Source organism: Paraburkholderia sp. SIMBA_053 (assembly GCF_046534895.1).
GTDB lineage: Bacteria > Pseudomonadota > Gammaproteobacteria > Burkholderiales > Burkholderiaceae > Paraburkholderia > Paraburkholderia caledonica.
Genome location: NZ_JAWRXU010000397.1, coordinates 1 through 302, shown reverse-complemented (window position 1 = coordinate 302; position 302 = coordinate 1). Strand labels below are relative to the sequence as shown.

1 protein-coding gene is annotated in these 302 nt (G+C 69.2%); it reads left to right on the top strand.

All coding sequences use genetic code 11. The features are described 5' to 3' along the window. Positions 1–294 (top strand): response regulator (locus tag SB753_RS36150; protein WP_410804912.1); only part of this gene is annotated, 294 nt, incomplete at its 5' end. Between the last annotated feature and the right edge of the window lie 8 nt (positions 295–302).

Here is a 302-nt window from a genome sequence, read left to right as displayed (position 1 = left end):
GTGACGCTCGCGGCGGACGGCGCGGAAGGGCTCGAAAACGCGCTCGCCGTGCGGTTCGACCTGGTGCTCACCGATCAGCACATGCCGGGCAAGACCGGCCTCGATCTGATCGCCGAGCTGCGCGGCAATCCGGCTTATGCGGACACGCCCATCCTCGTCCTGGCGACGGAATCGGGCGAGCCGTTCAAGGCCGCGGCGCGCGAAGCGGGCGCGACCGGCTGGATCGAAAAGCCGCTCGACCCCGAACTGCTGACCGAACTGGTCGCGGCTCTGGCCGAGCCAGATCACGCATAGCGCAACCC